Annotated in this window: 19 protein-coding genes; 13 read left to right on the forward strand and 6 right to left on the reverse strand. The window is 65.9% G+C overall.

The window, feature by feature from the left end; genetic code table 11:
• Positions 1–25: 25 nt before the first annotated feature.
• Entirely contained in the window at positions 26–277 is a 252-nt protein-coding gene (locus L879_RS0119355; RefSeq protein ID WP_210278681.1) for a hypothetical protein, read from the reverse strand.
• Positions 278–470: 193 nt separating this feature from the next.
• Here L879_RS0119355 and L879_RS0119360 point away from each other — a divergent pair, with 193 nt between their 5' ends.
• Both L879_RS0119360 and L879_RS0119365 read left to right on the forward strand, forming a co-directional pair.
• On the forward strand, positions 471–1,178 hold the full coding sequence (locus L879_RS0119360) for a glutathione S-transferase N-terminal domain-containing protein (protein WP_027317539.1): 708 nt from the start codon (positions 471–473) through the stop codon (positions 1,176–1,178).
• Between the two features lie 75 nt (positions 1,179–1,253).
• Positions 1,254–1,889, forward strand: coding sequence for a glutathione S-transferase family protein (locus tag L879_RS0119365; RefSeq protein ID WP_027317540.1), 636 nt, complete (start codon positions 1,254–1,256; stop codon positions 1,887–1,889).
• Between the two features lie 21 nt (positions 1,890–1,910).
• On the opposite strand, the gene L879_RS0119370 is transcribed toward L879_RS0119365, so the two are convergent.
• Positions 1,911–2,315, reverse strand: a complete 405-nt coding sequence (locus tag L879_RS0119370) for a DUF2147 domain-containing protein (protein ID WP_027317541.1) — start codon at positions 2,313–2,315, stop codon at positions 1,911–1,913.
• Between the two features lie 168 nt (positions 2,316–2,483).
• Here L879_RS0119370 and ndk point away from each other — a divergent pair, with 168 nt between their 5' ends.
• The 3 genes from ndk to L879_RS0119385 all read left to right on the forward strand — a co-directional run bounded on the left by ndk (position 2,484) and on the right by L879_RS0119385 (position 5,597).
• Positions 2,484–2,906, forward strand: a complete 423-nt coding sequence (ndk, locus tag L879_RS0119375; RefSeq protein ID WP_027317542.1) for a nucleoside-diphosphate kinase — start codon at positions 2,484–2,486, stop codon at positions 2,904–2,906.
• Positions 2,907–2,990: 84 nt separating this feature from the next.
• A complete protein-coding gene (locus L879_RS0119380; protein ID WP_027317543.1) occupies positions 2,991–5,144 on the forward strand; it encodes a molybdopterin-containing oxidoreductase family protein in 2,154 nt (717 codons plus the stop codon).
• Between the two features lie 90 nt (positions 5,145–5,234).
• On the forward strand, positions 5,235–5,597 hold the full coding sequence (locus tag L879_RS0119385) for a hypothetical protein (RefSeq protein WP_027317544.1): 363 nt from the start codon (positions 5,235–5,237) through the stop codon (positions 5,595–5,597).
• A gap of 59 nt (positions 5,598–5,656) precedes the next feature.
• Here the strand turns inward: L879_RS0119385 and purN are convergent, their stop codons facing one another.
• From purN to L879_RS0119400, 3 genes are all read right to left on the reverse strand, one after another.
• On the reverse strand, positions 5,657–6,304 hold the full coding sequence (gene purN / locus L879_RS0119390) for a phosphoribosylglycinamide formyltransferase (RefSeq protein WP_027317545.1): 648 nt from the start codon (positions 6,302–6,304) through the stop codon (positions 5,657–5,659).
• Complete coding sequence (gene purM, locus L879_RS0119395; protein ID WP_027317546.1) at positions 6,304–7,383, reverse strand: phosphoribosylformylglycinamidine cyclo-ligase; 1,080 nt, start codon at positions 7,381–7,383, stop codon at positions 6,304–6,306. Before purM ends, purN begins: the two co-directional genes overlap by 1 nt.
• A gap of 144 nt (positions 7,384–7,527) precedes the next feature.
• Positions 7,528–8,145, reverse strand: a complete 618-nt coding sequence (locus L879_RS0119400; protein ID WP_027317547.1) for a GyrI-like domain-containing protein — start codon at positions 8,143–8,145, stop codon at positions 7,528–7,530.
• 195 nt (positions 8,146–8,340) lie between these two features.
• Here L879_RS0119400 and L879_RS0119405 point away from each other — a divergent pair, with 195 nt between their 5' ends.
• The 7 genes from L879_RS0119405 to L879_RS0119435 all read left to right on the forward strand — a co-directional run bounded on the left by L879_RS0119405 (position 8,341) and on the right by L879_RS0119435 (position 15,894).
• On the forward strand, positions 8,341–8,871 hold the full coding sequence (locus tag L879_RS0119405; RefSeq protein ID WP_027317548.1) for a CDP-alcohol phosphatidyltransferase family protein: 531 nt from the start codon (positions 8,341–8,343) through the stop codon (positions 8,869–8,871).
• Between the two features lie 25 nt (positions 8,872–8,896).
• Positions 8,897–10,006 carry an AI-2E family transporter gene (locus L879_RS0119410; RefSeq protein ID WP_027317549.1) on the forward strand — a complete coding sequence of 370 codons (1,110 nt, stop codon included), beginning with the start codon at positions 8,897–8,899 and terminating at the stop codon, positions 10,004–10,006.
• Positions 9,999–10,691, forward strand: a complete 693-nt coding sequence (locus L879_RS0119415; RefSeq protein WP_027317550.1) for a P-loop NTPase family protein — start codon at positions 9,999–10,001, stop codon at positions 10,689–10,691. Before L879_RS0119410 ends, L879_RS0119415 begins: the two co-directional genes overlap by 8 nt.
• Before the next feature lie 146 nt (positions 10,692–10,837).
• Positions 10,838–13,006, forward strand: a complete 2,169-nt coding sequence (locus tag L879_RS0119420) for an RNA degradosome polyphosphate kinase (protein ID WP_245265279.1) — start codon at positions 10,838–10,840, stop codon at positions 13,004–13,006.
• A gap of 1 nt (position 13,007) precedes the next feature.
• Positions 13,008–14,528, forward strand: a complete 1,521-nt coding sequence (ppx, locus tag L879_RS0119425) for an exopolyphosphatase (RefSeq protein ID WP_027317552.1) — start codon at positions 13,008–13,010, stop codon at positions 14,526–14,528.
• A gap of 123 nt (positions 14,529–14,651) precedes the next feature.
• A complete protein-coding gene (locus L879_RS0119430) occupies positions 14,652–15,275 on the forward strand; it encodes a 2OG-Fe(II) oxygenase (RefSeq protein WP_027317553.1) in 624 nt (207 codons plus the stop codon).
• 76 nt (positions 15,276–15,351) lie between these two features.
• Positions 15,352–15,894, forward strand: coding sequence for an NUDIX domain-containing protein (locus tag L879_RS0119435; protein ID WP_027317554.1), 543 nt, complete (start codon positions 15,352–15,354; stop codon positions 15,892–15,894).
• A gap of 63 nt (positions 15,895–15,957) precedes the next feature.
• Here the strand turns inward: L879_RS0119435 and rnd are convergent, their stop codons facing one another.
• Positions 15,958–17,118: a ribonuclease D gene (gene rnd / locus L879_RS0119440; protein ID WP_027317555.1), complete on the reverse strand. Its 1,161-nt coding sequence runs from the start codon at positions 17,116–17,118 to the stop codon at positions 15,958–15,960.
• Between the two features lie 169 nt (positions 17,119–17,287).
• Here rnd and L879_RS24535 point away from each other — a divergent pair, with 169 nt between their 5' ends.
• Positions 17,288–17,422 carry a hypothetical protein gene (locus L879_RS24535; RefSeq protein WP_275944447.1) on the forward strand — a complete coding sequence of 45 codons (135 nt, stop codon included), beginning with the start codon at positions 17,288–17,290 and terminating at the stop codon, positions 17,420–17,422.
• The last annotated feature ends 48 nt before the right edge of the window (positions 17,423–17,470 follow it).

The raw sequence follows: 17,470 nt of genomic DNA on the forward strand, positions 1-17,470 counted from the left end.
AAATCGGCTCTTGCGAAGCGCCCCGTCAGGCCTTCGCTTCGCCCTTCAGGCGCTTGTTGCAATCGCTCCAGAACTTCGGCCACGTCACGTCCTGCGCGACCTTGCCGTTGGTCTTGGCCTGCTTCCACTCGGCGCTGCACTTGGTCATGCGCTCGCGGGCGGCGGCCTGGGCGGCGGTGGGTTCCTTCTGCGGTTTCATCTCCCCGGCGGCCTGAACGGCCCCGGCCAGGGACAGGCTCATCGCTGAGGCGAGAGCGCAGCACACAAGACGGTTCATGATCGAATCACCCATCGGGGCAGGCTTCACAGTTGCTGCTAAATTACTGAAGTGAAACAATGAAGCATGCAAGGCCTCCGGGTCCGCCATGCGCGCTTTCCACTGAATTTCATTGCGGGCGAGGGTGTCAGTTACAATTTAATACCTTAAGTCCCGCAAAGGACCCGTGTCGTCACCCAAGGAGAAGCTTTCCATGGCGGCTTCCGCGCAGCATCCGATCGATCTCTATTACTGGCCGACCCCGAACGGATGGAAGATCACCATCATGCTCGAGGAATGCGGGCTGCCTTACACGGTCCACCCGGTGAACATCGGCAAGGGCGACCAGTTCAAGCCGGAGTTCCTCAGCATTTCCCCCAACAACAAGATGCCGGCCATCGTCGATTCCGACGGGCCGGGCGGCGAACCGATCTCCGTGTTCGAGTCCGGCGCGATCCTGCAATATCTCGGCCGCAAGACGGGCCGGTTCTACCCGCAGGACGAACGCCGGCGCGTCGAGGTCGACCAATGGCTGTTCTGGCAGATGGGCGGCTTCGGCCCCATGCTGGGCCAGGCCCACCATTTCCGCATCTACGCCCCGGAAAAGGTGGCTTATGCCATCGAGCGCTACACCAACGAGACCAACCGGCTCTATGGCGTCCTCGACAAGCGCCTGGGCGACCGGGAATTCGTCGCGGGCGAGTATTCCATCGCCGACATGGCCATCGCCCCCTGGGCGAAGCTCTGGGAGCGCCAGGGCCAGGCCATCGACGACTTTCCCAACGTCAAGCGCTGGCTGGAAACGGTCCTCGCCCGCCCGGCGGTCCAGCGCGGGATCGCGGTCAACTCCGAGAACCGGGGCTCCTACGACATGAAGGACCCTGCCGTTCAGGCCATCCTCTTCGGCCAGAAGGCGCGATAATGTATCGCTCGTCATTGAGTGCCCGGTGCGCGGGCATTTCCTTGTGCGACAAGAGATCGGGAAGGGGGCTTTCCCATGCTTAAATTGTATTATTCGCCGGGCGCCTGCTCGATGGCGGCTCACATCGCTCTCGAAGAGACCGGCGTGGATTACGAGACCTGCTCGGTTCTGGTCTCCAAGGGGGAAACCCAGACGCCTGAGTATCTCAGTCTTAACCCCCGCGGTTACGTCCCCCTTCTCGACCTTGGAGGGGAACGGTTAACGGAAGTGGTTGCCATTCTCGTCCACCTCGCGCGGCGTTATCCCGAGGTTGGGCTAGCTCCGGCGGTCGGTTCACTCGCCGAGGCGCGGGTCATGGAGTTGGCCGCTTGGCTCACCAATACCCTCCATGTCGCCTATGCCTGCCTGTGGCGACCGAAGCGCTTCACGACCGATGAGGCGGCGGGCAAGGCGATTTCCGAGGCCGCCACGGCGCGTATTGATGCCTTGAACCAAGAGATAGAGACCCATTTGGCAAAGAGGTCCTTCGCGGTAGGTGAGACTTACACTTTCGCCGATCCCTACCTTCTCGTGTTCTTCCGCTGGGCTAACCGGATCGGCCTCGATGCCTCTTCGCGCTACCCGAATTGGACGCAATGGGCGCGCCGCATCGAGGCACGCCCTTCAGTTGCCCACGTCCTGGCGAAGGAGGGTGTCTCGCTCTGGAGCTAGAGGAGAGCCCCTCTTTCTCCCTCAGTTCATCTTCGTCCAGGTCTGGGAACGGCAGATGAGGCCGCCGAAGACGCAGCCGGAGAGCTTCATCGCCTTGCCCTCGAAGCTCATCTTGCCGTTGTAGGTCTTTCCGTCCTTGTAGTTGTAGAGCTGGCCGCTGAAGCCTTCTCCCGCGGGGCGGATGTCGGAGATCATCTGGACGCCGACCAGGTTGCGCTCCTTCAGCTTGGGATCGGGGTTGTTCACGTCCTTGGCCTCGCCCTGGACGGAAATGATGGTTCCGCAATAGGCGGCCCCGCATTTGGCGATGCGGACCTGGGTTTCCCGGCTTTCGCTGAGATAGGTGCCGCTCGGGTCGGCGGGCTGAGCCTGGGCCGGAAGCGCGAGCAGGGTCAGGCCGAAGGCGGCGAGGATGGCTTGCTTCATGGTGGTCTCCCTCTATGTCGGTCTTCAACGGACCGATCGGGGGAGAGATTAGGGGAGGCCGTTAAGCTTTCCAAGCGGGCCGGGGCAAAAGGCGCTTGAGGCCCAAGGGGCTCGTCGTTATAAGCGCCGCACTTCACTCTTTCCCATATCCAGTCAAAGCGAGTTGTCATGGCCATCGAGCGCACTTTCTCCATCATCAAGCCCGACGCGACCGAGCGTAACCTGACCGGCGCCATCAATGCCGTCATCGAGAAGGCCGGCCTGCGCATCGTCGCGCAGAAGCGCATTCTCATGAGCCGCCGCGAGGCCGAGACCTTCTACGCCGTCCACAAGGAGCGCCCTTTCTTCGGCGAGCTCGTGGACTTCATGATTTCCGGCCCGGTCGTGGTCCAGGTTCTGGAAGGCGAGAACGCCGTCCTCCGCTACCGCGAGATCATGGGCGCGACGAACCCGGAGAGCGCCGCCGAGGGCACGATCCGCAAGCTCTACGCCAAGTCCATCGGCGAGAACTCGGTCCACGGCTCCGACAGCCAGGACAACGCCAAGATCGAGATCGCCCAGTTCTTCTCGGGCAACGAGATCGTCGGCTAAGCTCCTCAGGCATAGCCCTCATGTTCAGGCCGCCCTCCGGGCGGCCTTTTCATTTTGTACCCTTTCCCCCATCATGCGCCCGCCATGAACCAAGCCCCCCGCATCGAGCGCCGCTCGTCCGTCTGCCCGCACGATTGTCCCTCCGTCTGTTCCCTCGACGTGGAGGTGATCGACGGGCGCAGCATCGGGCGCGTGCACGGGGCGAAGAGCAACAGCTACACGGCGGGCGTGATCTGCGCGAAGATGGCGCGCTACGCGGAGCGCATCCACAACCCGGACCGGCTGCTCCATCCCCTGCGGCGCACCGGCCCGAAGGGATCGGGAGCGTTCGAGCGTATCTCCTGGGACGAGGCCCTGGACATCGTGGCCCGAAAGTTCCTGGAGGCGGAGCGGGACTTCGGCTCCGAGGCCGTCTGGCCCTATTACTACGCGGGCACCATGGGCTACGTGATGCGCGACGGTATCAACCGCCTGCGCCACGTGAAGAAGTATTCCGGCCAGTATTCGACCATCTGCACTGCCATGAGCTGGACGGGCTACGTGGCCGGGACCGGCCATTTGCGGGGTGCGGACCCCCGCGAGATGGCGGTTTCCGACTGCATCGTGATCTGGGGCACCAATGCGGTTCACACCCAGGTCAACGTGATGACCCATGCGATGAAGGCCCGCAAGGAGCGCGGGGCCAAGATCGTCGCCATCGACATCTACGACAACGCCACCATGAAGCAGGCCGACATGGCGCTGCTCCTGCGCCCCGGCACCGATGGGGCGCTCGCCTGCGCGGTGATGCACTTGCTCTTCCGCGACGGCTACGCGGATTGGGAGTACCTGGAGCGCTACACCGACCATCCCCGCGAGCTGGAAGCGCATCTGAAGAGCCGCGACCCGGCCTGGGCCTCCGCCATCACGGGCCTTCCGGTCGAGGAGATCGAAGCCTTCGCCAGGCTCGTGGGCACGACCAAGCGCACCTATTTCCGCCTCGGCTTCGGCTTCGGACGCCAGCGCAACGGCGTGGTCAACATGCATGCCGCCCTGTCCATTCCCGCCGTGACGGGGGCCTGGCGCTACGAGGGCGGGGGCGCGCTCCATTCGAACAGCGGCATCTATCGCTGGAACAAGGCCATGATCGAAGGCCATGACGCCATCGACCCTGCGATCCGCCTTCTCGACCAGTCGCAGATCGGCCGCGTCCTCACCGGCGATGCGCAGGCGCTCTACAACGGGCCTCCGGTCAAGGCGATGCTGATCCAGAACACCAATCCCGTTTCCGTCGCGCCGGAGCAGGAGCTGGTGAAGCGGGGCTTCCTGCGCGAGGATCTCTTCGTCTGCGTCCACGAGCAGTTCATGACCGAGACGGCCCTCATGGCCGACATCGTGCTGCCCGCGACCATGTTCATGGAGCACGACGATCTCTATTCGGCCGGCGGGCATCCGCATTTCCAGCTCGGCCCCAGGCTCATCGACCCGCCGGGGGAATGCCGCTCGAACCACGAGGTGATCCGCGGGCTGGCAAGGCGCCTCGGGGCCGCGCATCCCGGCTTCGACATGGAGCCGCGCGAACTGATCGACTGGACCTTGAGGAATTCCGGGCGGGGCACCCTCGAAGACCTGGAGGCCCAGGTTCATGTGGATGCGCAGCCGCCTTTCGAGGAGGCGCATTTCCTCAACGGCTTCGGCTATCCGGACGGCAAGTTCCGCTTCAAGCCGGACTGGACCAAGGTGCCGTCCTCCAACAACGGCCCCATGGGCCCCTGGGCCAGCATGCCGTCCTTGCCCGACCACTGGGACGTGATCGAGACGGCCACGGAAGAACATCCGTTCCGCCTCGCCACCAGCCCGGCCCGCAACTTCCTCAATTCCAGCTTCACCGAGACGCCCAGCTCCCTCGACAAGGAGCGGCGGCCCGAGGTGATGATCCATCCCCTCGATGCCGAGCCTCAGGGCATCGCGGACGGCGATTGGGTGAAGCTCAGCAACCGGCGCGGCGAGGTGTTCCTGCGCGCAAAACTCTTCGACGGCGTGCGGCGCGGCGTGCTCATCGCGGAAGGCATCTGGCCCAACGCGGCCCATCCCTTCGGGCGCGGCATCAACACGCTCACCGGCGGCGATCAGGTGGCCCCCTATGGCGGCGCGGCCTTCCACGACAACCGTGTGGCGCTGGAAAAGGCCGATCTCGACCCGGCCCTGGAGCTTCCGACGGCGCGCAAGCATCACCGCTCCGAGGCGGTCGTTGGCTAAGTCTTAAGCCTGTTTGCAGCTCACCCTTGAACCTGAACGGCCAAGCCTATTCTTAAGCCTGAACGTGATTTCATCCCTGGGGAGCACTCAATGACTTCGATCGTCCGTTCGCTGCTGGTGGCAGCGTCCATGACCCTCGGCGCCACGGCCGCTTTTGCCGCCGCCTCCAACACGCCGACCCAATACCAGCCCGACCCGGCCCTGAAGACCGAAAGCGTCGCCGAGCTGCGCGCGCGTGTAGGCCAAGCCTGCGCCATCACGCAGGCCAAGCTCCAGAATGTCAGCGAAGCCTCGCTCGGCCGCGCCTGCGATTGCTATGCGGGCCGCACCATGCGCGCACTCACCGCCGATGAGGTGCAGGCCTATCGCGATACCGGCGTGTTCAACGAGACCGCCCGCGAGAAGGCGCTTTCCGCCCTCGATTCCTGCAAGCTCCCGCGGCCGCAGATCTGAGGCGACGACAGAAGCGTCATCCCGGGTCGCCTCCGGCGTCCGGGATGACGCTATGAGGTTTACCCCGGCGAGCGCAGCGCGCCACCGGCATCCCACCCGCGCGAGAACGCGACCTTTCCGTTCTCCAGCCGGGCCGTTCCGTCGCAGACCATCCGCAGGGCCTGCGGATAAAGCATATGCTCCTGCACGATCACGCGCGCCGCGAGGGTGTCCTCCGTATCGCCCGGCACGACCGGCACGGTGGCCTGGGCGATGATGGGGCCGGCATCGAGCTCCGGCACCACGAAATGCACGGTGCAGCCATGCACCAGCACGCCTTCCTCCAGCGCCCGGCGATGGGTGTGGGTGCCCCGGAACAGGGGCAGGAGGGACGGGTGGATGTTGATCATGCGCCCGGCCCAGCGCTCCACGAACCAGTCCGTCAGCACCCGCATGAAACCTGCAAGGCAGATGAAGGCGATGTCGTGCTCCTTAAGCGCGTCGTCCATCGCCTTCTCGAAGTCTTCGCGGGTCGGATGCGCCTTGTGGTCGATGCAAAGGGTCGCGATCCCCGCCTCCTTCGCCCGCTCCAACCCCGCCGCGTCGGGCCTGTTGGAGAGGACGAGGGCGATCTCGGCCGGGAAATCCGGGCTGCGCGCGGCCTCGATCAGCGAGGCCATGTTCGAGCCGCGGCCCGAAATGAGGATGGCGACGCGGCGGCGGGGCATCAGAGCGTCAGGGCCCCCGAGGTCCTGACGCGCTCGCCGCCCGCATGGGCGACGGTCTCGCCGATGCGCACGGGGCTTTCGCCCGCTTGGCGCAACCGCTCCATGACCGCATCCGCCTGCGCCGCGCTCGCCACCACGATCATGCCGATGCCGCAGTTGAAGGTGCGCAGCATCTCCGCCTCGGCCACGCCGCCGGTCCGGCTGAGCCAGCCGAAGACGGGCGGGACGGCGATGGCGTCGAGGTCGAGGCGCACGCCGACGCCTTCGGGCAGGATGCGGGGAATGTTGTCGGGGAAGCCGCCGCCGGTGATGTGGCAGAGCGCGTTCACGCCGTCGCCGCCCTTCAGCACCTGGAGCAGGGCCTTCACGTAGATCCGCGTCGGCTCCAGAAGGGCCTGCGCAAGCGTCTTGCCCGAGGCGAAGGGCGCGGGCGCATCCCAGGCGAGCCCGGAACGCTCGACGATCCGGCGGACCAGCGAGAAGCCGTTGGAATGGACGCCCGAGGAGGGCAGGCCAATGAGCACGTCGCCCACCTTCACGTCCTTCGGCAGCAGGGTTCCGCGCTCGGCCGCGCCCACGGCGAAGCCCGCGAGGTCGTAATCGCCCCGGGCGTAGAGCCCCGGCATCTCGGCCGTCTCGCCGCCGATCAGCGCGCAGCCTGCCTGCAGGCAGCCCTCGGCGATGCCCTTGACGATGTGAACGCCGACCTCCGGGGAGAGCTTGCCGGTCGCGAAATAGTCGAGAAAGAACAGGGGCTCGGCGCCCTGCACGATGATGTCGTTCACGCACATGGCCACGAGGTCGATGCCGATGGTGTCGTGAATGCCCGTGTCGATGGCGATCTTCACCTTGGTGCCGACGCCGTCATTGGCGGCCACCAGGATCGGGTCCTTGAAGCCCGCGGCCTTGAGGTCGAAGAGGCCGCCGAACCCGCCGATCTCCGCATCCGCACCGGGGCGGCGGGTGGACCGCACCAGGGGCTTGATCTGGTCGACCATGGCGTTGCCCGCGTCGATATCGACGCCCGCTTGGGCATAGGTCAGGCCGCTCGTCTGCTTCTCGGACTTATCCGTCGTCATGGCTCACCCCGTGTTGCCCCGGGCAGTAAGGCGGGAGGGGGCGCAAGGCAAGGGGATTTGCAGGATCGGGAGAGGATTTGAAACATCGCCGTCACTCGTCCGCTCCCTTCTGAAACCGGAACGGGAGCGGGCGGGCGTGGCTGGTCACGATGCAGGCCTGACCGGCTGGCGGAGGAGGGTTCTGAGCTTGGCAGGCTCGGTCCTGCGCGCATCGCTGAGGTAGATCTCGTGGTGATGGCCGTTGCGGGTGAGGCCCTGGGCGGGCATGACCTCGTGGTAGAGCTTCGCCAGGATCGGCCCCTCGTCGTCGTAACTGCCGATGTGGAGCGTCTGGAGCGACAGGCCTTCCGCATAGGGTTCGAGCCTCAGGCTGGCGGGGGCGGCCCCCAGCTTCCCGGCGGCCTTCCGGACCGCCGCTTCGAAGAAGTCCCGATCGATGAAGTCCGGCGCCATGATCATCATTGTCCAGCGCCATTCCGCCTTCCGCCGCGCGACGAAGCTTTCGGGGTCGTCCGCCCACCAGAGCCCTTCGAGGGGCGGCACGACGTAATCCTTGCCGAGGGCGGCCTTGGCCGCGAACTTCATCCCGTAGCTGACGGAATAGAGCCATTCCACGGCGTCCTTGAACGCCCGGGCCGTGTTCGGATCGCCCTGTCCGTCGATCATGACGAACTGCATGGCCGGCACCTCAATCGTCTTGAATGCGCCGATGGGAGCCTGGAACAGCTCCTTGCGGACTTTCTTGACGTCGATCTTGTCCATCCTCGTCCCCAAGCGGTTGTCAGGCCTGCTGGCATCCGCTGCGGCGGATCGCCGGAAGGACAATAGTCCGCGATAACGTAACTGTGAACAAGCCGCCCGCCCCAGGCCCGGAGTTCGGGGAGAAGAGGCGTCTTATCCCCACCCCGTGGACGGGGCGATTGAACTCCGCCGCCCGAGCGGCCATCATGAGCGCCGATGACCATTCCGAACATCATCACCATCGGCCGCCTCATCCTCGTCCCCATCGTGATCGTGATGATCATGCAGCAGCAATGGACGACGGCCTTCACGCTCTTCGTGGTAGCGGGAATCTCCGACGCGGTGGACGGCTTCATCGCCCGCAATTTCGACATGAGAAGCGAGTTCGGGGCCTATATCGACCCGATTGCGGACAAGGCCCTCCTGGTCTCGATTTATGTGTCGCTGGCCATCGTGGGGGCCATTCCGAGCTGGCTCGCCATCATCGTGGTGTCCCGGGACGCGATGATCGTGGCGGCGGTGCTCCTGTCCTGGGTCATGAGCCGCCCGGTCGAGATCAAGCCGATCCTTCTCAGCAAGCTGAACACGGGGGCACAACTCGCCTTCGCGGCCTTTGCGCTCGCTGCGAATGCCTTCGGGGCTGAACTCGCGGGGCTCGAGGATGTCGCCATGCTGCTCGTGGCGACCTTGACCGTCGCCTCGGCCGGTGCCTATCTCGGGGGCTGGCTGCGGCACATGGGAAGCTGAAGCCGCCAAGGGTATTGGAGTACCGATGACGGTCCAACGGCAGATCGGGTTCTGGATTGCGGCGCTGGTCGTCACGGTGGCGCTGCTGTTCGTGCTGCGCGGCATCCTTCTGCCCTTCGTGGCGGGGTTCGCGCTGGCCTATCTGCTCGATCCCCTGGCCGACAGGCTGCAGAAGATCGGCGTCGGCCGCCTCGGGGCCAGCCTTCTGATCCTCGTCCTGTTCGTCCTGATCTTCATCGTGTCCCTGATGATCCTCGTGCCCTTCGCGGCGCAGCAGGTGGGAGCCTTCGTAGAAAGGCTGCCTGGCTACGTGGCGCGGCTCCAGGAACTGGGGGCCGAGCAGCTCGGGCCGCTCGTGCGCAAGCTCGGCATCGAGGACGCGCTGCCCAAGGGGCCGACCTCCGTCGGCAACCTCATCAGCCAGGGCATCGCCTGGATCACGGCTTTCCTGCAGGGCCTGTGGTCCGGCGGTCAGGCCCTGATCGGCATCTTCTCCCTGCTGGTGGTGACGCCCGTCGTGGCCTTCTACATGCTCGTCGACTGGGACCGGATGGTGAGAACCGTCGATTCCTGGATGCCCGTGAGCCATCGGGACACGATCCGCGCCATCGCGCGGGACATCGACCGGGCCATTGCCGGTTTCGTGCGGGGGCAGGCCCTGGTCTGCCTCATCCTCGGCACCTTCTACGCGGTGAGCCTCGCCCTGATCGGCCTGAACTTCGGCGCGCTGATCGGCATGACGGCGGGGTTCCTGAGCTTCATTCCCTATGTGGGCTCGCTCACCGGCCTCATCCTGGCGATCGGCGTCGCCATCGTGCAGTTCTGGCCGGACTGGACCATGATCGCGGCGACCCTCGGCATCTTCGTCTTCGGCCAGTTCGTGGAGGGCAACATCCTCTCGCCGAAGCTCGTGGGTGAATCCGTCGGCCTGCACCCGGTCTGGCTCATGTTCGCGCTCGTCGCCTTCGGCGCGCTCTTCGGCTTCGTCGGGCTGCTGCTCGCGGTGCCGCTCGCGGCCGCCATAGGCGTCATCGCGCGCTTTGCCTTAAGGCAATATCTGGCAAGTCCGCTCTATCGCGGCACGGAATCGGCGATCATCAAGCCTAATCTCGAGAAGGCCGATCTCGATGCATGAGGCGCCCAAGCAGCTGGCCTTCGATTTGTCCCTGGAACCGCGCTTCGGGGCCGAGGATTTCCTGGTCAGCCCGTCGAACGAGCAGGCCTACGGCCTCATCGAGAGCTGGCCGGACTGGCCCGACACGATCCTTCTGCTCATCGGCCCCCGCGGCAGCGGCAAGAGCCATCTGGCCGCCATCTGGGCGGCGAACGCCCATGCCTGGACCATCGACGCCTCCGGCATCGCCCATGACAAGGTCCCGCATCTCGTCTCCAACGGGGCGCTCGCCATCGAGGACATGGACCGGGGCGAGCGGGACGAGGCGGCCCTGTTCCATCTCCTGAACCTGGCGCGGGAGAAGAAGGCCTCCCTGCTCATCACCTGCGAGACCCCGCCCGACCGCTGGGGATTGCGCACGCCGGATCTCCTCTCGCGCCTGCGGCTCGCGCCGAGCGTGGCGCTGGATGCGCCGGACGATGCGCTCCTCAAGGCGGTGCTGGTCAAGCTCTTCGTCGACAGGCAACTCGTGGTCGACACCTCCGTTGTCGACTATATTGCCCTGCGGATCGAACGGTCGCTGGCCAAGGCCTCCGAAGTCGTGGCGCTCCTCGACCGGGAGGCCCTGAGCCGGGGGCGGCGCGTGTCGCGGGCTATCGCGGCGGAAATCCTTGGTGCGGCCCAGGAAACGGATGAGAACGAGTGAAGCCTGAGACCAACGCCCTGCCGTCGACCCGTCGTGAAACCGTCACGAAGCCCAGAGCAAAACGGACGCCGAAGAAGGAAGCGGCGGAGAACGAAGTGCGCAGCGCGATTGCCCTGAAGGAGGTGGAGACCGTCAGCGAGGCTCCGATGCCGAAGGCTCCGCCGGATATTGAGCTCGACGGCGCGGTGCTCCGGCGCTTCCCCCAGCGCTTCATCAATCGCGAGCTGTCCTGGCTGCAGTTCAACCGCCGGGTGCTGGAGGAGGCGTCGAACCGCAACCATCCGCTCCTGGAGCAGCTGCGCTTCCTCTCGATCTCGGCCGAGAACCTGGACGAGTTCTTCATGGTCCGCGTCGCGGGCCTGCGCGGGCAGGTCCGCTCTGGCGTCGCGACCGTGTCGCAGGACGGCCTGACCCCGCACGAGCAGCTGAGCCGGATCGCGACGGAGGTGTCGAACCTCGCCTCCGACCAGCAGCGGCGCTGGCGCGAGCTGCGGGACATCCTGCTGGAGGAGGGCATCATCCTCGTGGAAGGGGCTGGCCTGACGAAGGCCGAGGCCACCTGGCTCGAGGATTACTTCCTCAACCACGTCTTCCCGGTGCTGACGCCGCTCGCCATCGATCCCGCGCATCCGTTCCCGTTCATTCCCAATCTCGGCTCCTCCATCGCCCTCAAGCTCGTGCGGCAGAGCGACGGGAAGGTGCTGAACGCCCTGATCCGCCTTCCTTCGCGGGCCGAGCGCTTCGTCCGCCTGCCGGATTTCGCCGAGACGGGCGCGACCCGCTTCATCGCCCTGGAACAGATGATCGTGCTCTACACAAGCCGCCTGTTCCCCGGCTACGAGGTGCAGGGGCAGGGCGCGTTCCGGGTCATCCGCGACAGCGATATCGAGGTGGAGGAAGTGGCCGAGGATCTGGTGCGCCTGTTCGAGACGGCGCTCAAGCAGCGCCGCCGCGGCAGCGTGATCCGCCTCGAGGTCGAGGCGGCGATGCCGGAGGACCTGCGCCTGTTCGTGGCCGAGGAGATGGAGGTTTCTGCCGACGAGGTCTTCGTGGTCGAGGGCATGATGGGCCTGCGGGACCTGTCGCAGCTCGTGGCGCTGGAGCGGCCGGACCTCAAGTTCAAGCCCTACAACCCGCGCTTTCCCGAGCGCATCCGCGAGCATAGCGGCGATTGCTTCGCCGCGATCCGCGAGAAGGACATCATCGTCCATCACCCTTACGAATCCTTCGACGCCGTGGTGCAGTTCCTGCGTCAGGCCGCGCGGGATCCGAACGTGGTGGCGATCAAGCAGACGCTCTACCGCACATCGTCGGACTCGCCCATCGTGGCCGCGCTCGCGGAAGCGGCGGAGGCGGGCAAGTCCGTCACCGCGCTCGTGGAGCTGAAGGCGCGCTTCGACGAAGAGGCGAATATCCGCTGGGCGCGCGACCTGGAGTGCGCGGGCGCCCAGGTCGTGTTCGGCTTCATCGAGCTGAAGACCCACGCGAAGCTCTCGATGGTCGTGCGCCGCGAGGGCAGCCAGCTCATCACCTATTGCCACGTGGGCACGGGCAACTACCACCCGATCACCGCGCGCATCTACACCGACCTGTCCTATTTCACCGCCGATCCGGTGATCGGGCGGGACGTGTCGCGCATCTTCAACTTCGTGACGGGCTATGCGGAGCCGGCGGAGCTGGAGCGCATGGCGGTCTCGCCGCTCACCCTGAGAAAGCGCCTCCTCCAACACATCGAGGAGGAGATCGCCCACGCCAAGGCGGGGCGGCCCGCGGCGATCTGGGCCAAGTGCAACTCGCTGGTCGATGCGGGCATCATCGATGCGCTCTACGACGCGAGCGCCGCCGGCGTGCAGATCGATCTCGTCGTGCGCGGCATCTGCTGCCTCCGGCCCGGCATCAAAGGCCTGTCGGAGAACATCCGGGTGAAGTCCATCGTCGGGCGCTTCCTGGAGCACACGCGCATCTATGCCTTCGGCAACGGGCATGGACTGCCTAACCCGAAGGCCCATGTCTACATTTCGTCCGCAGATCTCATGTCGCGCAATCTCGACCGCCGCGTGGAGGCGCTGATGCCGATCCTCAACACCACGGTGCACCAGCAGGTGCTCGACCAGATCATGCTCGCCAACCTCCTCGACAACGAGCAGAGCTGGACCGTCCTGCCCGACGGCACGAGCCAGCGCATCGTGCCGGGGAAGGGCGAGGAGCCCTTCAACGCCCACAAATACTTCATGACCAATCCCAGCCTGTCGGGCCGCGGCAAGTCCCTCAGGACCTCCAGCCCGAAAGCGCTTCCCAAGCGCGGGCAGCGCTGACATGCCGGCGCTCAGCTACGAAGCTCCGGGGCGGCTCAAGATCGGCCGCCCCGTCGCCATCATCGATATCGGCTCCAACTCGGTGCGCCTCGTGGCCTATGAGGGCCTCTCCCGGGCGGTCACGCCGATCTACAACGAGAAGGTCCTCTGCGGCCTCGGGCGTCACGTGGCCACCACGGGCCGCCTCGACGACGATGCCGTCGACCGCGCCCTGAGGGCGCTCGCCCGGTTCCGCGTCCTCTGCGACACGATGAACGTGTCGGACATCTTCGTTCTCGCCACCGCCGCCGCGCGCGACGCTTCCAACGGCCCCGCCTTCCTGGAGGCGGCCGAGAAGGCCTGCGGTCAGCCGATCAGCCTGCTCTCAGGCGCGGAGGAGGCGCGGGCCTCGGCGCTGGGCGTTGTCGCAGGCTTCCATGCGCCGGACGGCATCGTCGGCGACATGGGCGGCGGCAGCCTGGAGCTGGTGGACGTGCAGGGTTCGCGGGTGGGGCAGGGCGTCACCATGCCCCTGGGCGGCCTCGCCCTGCAGGATCTCAGCGGCGGCTCGCTGAAGCGGGCTCAGAAGATCGTGCGCGAGGCCCTGGAGAGCGCGCCCGAATATCTCGAGAACCTGCACGGCCGCACCTTCTACGCGGTGGGCGGCACCTGGCGCGCGCTGGCGCGGCTGCATCAGGCGGCGCGGGATTATCCGCTCCACGTGATGCACAGCTACATCATCGATCCCGAGGACGGCCTCGACTTCCTGCATCTCGTGGAGGAGGCCGATTCCAAGACCCTGAAGGACATCGAGAGCATTTCGGAGGCCCGCCGTCCGCTCCTCGCCTATGGCGCCATGGTGCTTGAGGAGATCATCAAGCTCGGGCAGCCGAAGGAGGTGGCCATCTCCGCCTTCGGCGTGCGCGAGGGCGTGCTCTTCGACAAGCTCGATCCCGAGACGCGCCGGCGCGATCCGCTCCTCGCGGCGGCGAGCGACCTCAACCTCCTGCGCTCCCGCTCCCCGCGCCACGGGGAAGAGCTCAGCCAGTGGACGGAGGACTTCTTCCAGAGCCTGCAGCTGCCGGAGACGGAATACGACACCCGCCTGCGCCGCGCGGCCTGCCTGCTCGCCGATATCGGCTGGCGCGCCCATCCCGATTACCGGGGCGAGCAGAGCCTGAACCTCATCGCCTACGGCGCCTTCGCGGGGCTCGACCATCCGGGCCGCGCCTATCTCGCCTTGTCGATCTTCTTCCGGCACGAGGGGCTTTCCCCGGACAAGGTCGGTTCGCGCATCAAGACCCTCGCCGGGCCGCGCCTCCTGGAGCGGGCTCGCCTCCTCGCGGCGCTCATGCGCATCGCCTATCCGGTCTCGGTCGCCATGGAGGGGATCCTGCCCCAGGCTCCGCTCTTCGTCAGGGGCAGCCAGATCGTGCTGCAGCTGCCCGAGCACATGGAGCCCCTCGCCAACGAACGGTTGACCGGACGCCTGCGCGCCCTGGGCAAGCTTCTCGACATGGAGTCGCTGATCGAGATCGTTTGATGGGGCTGCTGCAAGCTGCGCCTAAAGGTTGAATCCCTTCGCTTGTTAACCTGTGTTAGGTTGCTTCCCGATCTGCTTTGCTACCGTGCGTGCAACGATGCCCACATCTCAAGGGGGGACACTATGCAGCTGATCGATCTCGCGGCCGTCCGCAATGCGGAGCGCTCATCCGAGCCTTACGACTATCTTCTTGCCTCCAGCCTCCTGAAGCCGGACACGATCGACGATCTCCGGCGCGATTTCCCGGACATCGACAAGCCCGGCTACCTCACGGTCGACGAGGTCAAGCTCCATGGCCGCTTCAAGCAGCTCATCGAGGAACTCGAGGGCCCGGAGCTGACCGAGGAGCTGTCCAAGAAATTCGGCCTGAACCTGCACCAGTATCCGCGCCTGACCACCATCATGCGGCGCTCGCAGCCGAAATACGGCTCCATCCACACGGATGGCCCGTCCAAGGTCATGACCATGCTGGTCTACATGAACGACGAATGGCAGCAGGATGAGGGCGGGCGACTGCGCGTTCTCTACGACGACAAGAACTACGACCGCTACAAGCTGGAAGTGCCGCCCACCATGGGCACCATGTTCGCCTTCCTGCGCTCCGACAATTCCTGGCATGGCCATCTGCCCTTCTCGGGCGAGCGCCGGGTGGTCCAGATCGCCTGGGTGAAGAGCCAGGCCGACGTGGACCGCAAGAAGAAGCACAACAAGCTGGCCCAGTTCTTCAAGGGCATCTTCGGACGGTAATTCATCCGCGCATCGGGCCTGTCGGTGTATAAGCGATGGCCGGGCTCTGCCCGGTCATCTGCCTGTCGGAGGGTCCATGGCGCCGGATATCAGAACCACAGCAACGCGCATCGTCTACGAGAACCGCTGGATGCGGGTCCGGGAGGATGCCATCGAACGGCGGGATGGATCGCAGGGCATCTACGGCGTGGTCGAGAAGACGGATTTCGCCGTCATCGCACCCATCGACGACGGCCTGATCCATCTGGTGGAGCAGTATCGCTATCCGGTTCAGGGCCGTTACTGGGAATTGCCGCAGGGCTCGTGGGAGGACGCCCCGGGAACCGATCCGCTGGAGCTGGCCCGCGCCGAATTGCGCGAGGAGACGGGGCTCACGGCGCAGACCATGCTGCATGTGGGACATTTGTACGAGTGCTACGGCTATTCCACGCAGGGCTACCACATCTACCTCGCCCGGGGCCTCCGGCCCGGGAAAGCGCAGCGCGAAAGCACGGAGCAGGACATGGTGAGCCGCGCCTTCCCGGTGGAAGAGGCTCTGGCGATGATCTCTGACGGCCTCATCAAGGACGCGGCGACCGTCGCGGCCCTGGGGCTGCTGCGGCTGAAGGGGCTGATGTAGCAAGTTCGCTGTGCTGCTCCGTCGCGAGACGCGTTCTGTCCCGACCTCGGCGGAGGAGGCGATCTAAGCCGCCGCAATCGGCTTGAGCTTCACCCTTCCGCGTTCCAGCACCAGCCCGAGCTCGCCGTTCTTCAAGGCCAGCGCCTTGTCGCCGAAGAGCCTGCGGCGCCAGCCGTGGAGGGATGGGACGTCGGCCGTGTCGCTCTCGGCGATGGCCTCGAGTTCCTCCACCGTGGCGATGATCTTCGGGGCGACCCCCTCCTGCTCGGCGACCGCCTTCAGCAGGACCTTCAGGAGATCGACGGTCGAGCCGGTATTGCCGCGGCCGCGGCTGCGCTCGGGCACGGGAATCGTGGCGGGGGCGCGCGCGAGCGCCCGCTCCACGGCCTCCAGGATGTCGGCGCCGGTGCGGGAGCGCTCGAAGCCGTTGGGGATCGAGCGCAGGCGTCCGAGAGCCTCGACGCTGCGGGGGGCGGAGGTGGCGATGTCGATGACCGCGTCGTCCTTGAGGATGCGCCCGCGGGGCACGTCGCGCCCCTGCGCCTCGCGCTCGCGCCAGGCGGCGATTTCCATGAGGACCGCGATCTCGCGCGGCTTGCGCAGGCGGCCGGCCAGACGCCGCCAGGCGTTGTCGGGATCGGCCTGATAGGTCTCGGGCGAGGTGAGGATCGTCATTTCCTCGGTGAGCCATTCGAGCCGCCCGTTCTTTTCGAGCTGGGCGATCAGCGACTGGTAGACCTGCACCAGATGGGTGACGTCGGAGAGGGCATAGGTGAGCTGGGCGTCGGTGAGCGGCCGGCGCGACCAGTCGGTGAAGCGGGAGGACTTGTCGATCTTCGCCTTGGCGAGGTCGTTCACGAGCTGCTCGTAGGAGACCGAGTCCCCGTAGCCGCAGACCATGGCGGCCACCTGGGTGTCGAACAGGGGCGAGGGCACGATGCCGCCCAGGTTCCAGACGATCTCCAGGTCCTGCCGGGCCGAGTGGAAGACCTTGGTCACGGCCGGGTTCGCCATGAGCGCCATGAAGGGCTCCAGGCTCATCCCCTCGGCGAGCGGGTCGATGAGGTAGGCTTCCGCAGGGTCGGGCCCCGCCATCTGGATGAGGCAGAGCTTCGGATAATAGGTCGTCTCGCGCAGGAACTCCGTATCGACGGTCACGAACGGGTGCTGGCTCAGGCGTTGGCAGGCGGCAAGGAGCGCGTCGGTGGAAGCAATCAGGTCCATGGGGCGTACATACCCCATCCGGGAAAGGCCTGCGAGTCCATCGTCCACAGATCCTTACGCGGCAAGGCCGCGGAGAGGATGGGTTGACAGGGATGGTTAAAAAAATGTTATGTTGTATCTCTGACCTTTGGGGCAGGGATAACCAAACACCCAACGGGTGGAGGGCTTCATGAAAAACGCAAAGAGCAAAGCCACCGCGAAGACCGAGAAGAAGGCCGTCGTCGAGCTCAGCCTCGAGCAACTCGCCACGGCTGCCGGCGGCAAGTGCGATCGTCGGATCATCGTGTATTCGACCACTTCCTGATCGTCCGCGGACAGTTCTGCCGGATATCGGGCGCGCCCTGACAGGGGC

The sequence above is a fragment of the Microvirga flocculans ATCC BAA-817 genome (assembly GCF_000518665.1).
GTDB classification, from domain to species: Bacteria; Pseudomonadota; Alphaproteobacteria; order Rhizobiales; family Beijerinckiaceae; genus Microvirga; species Microvirga flocculans.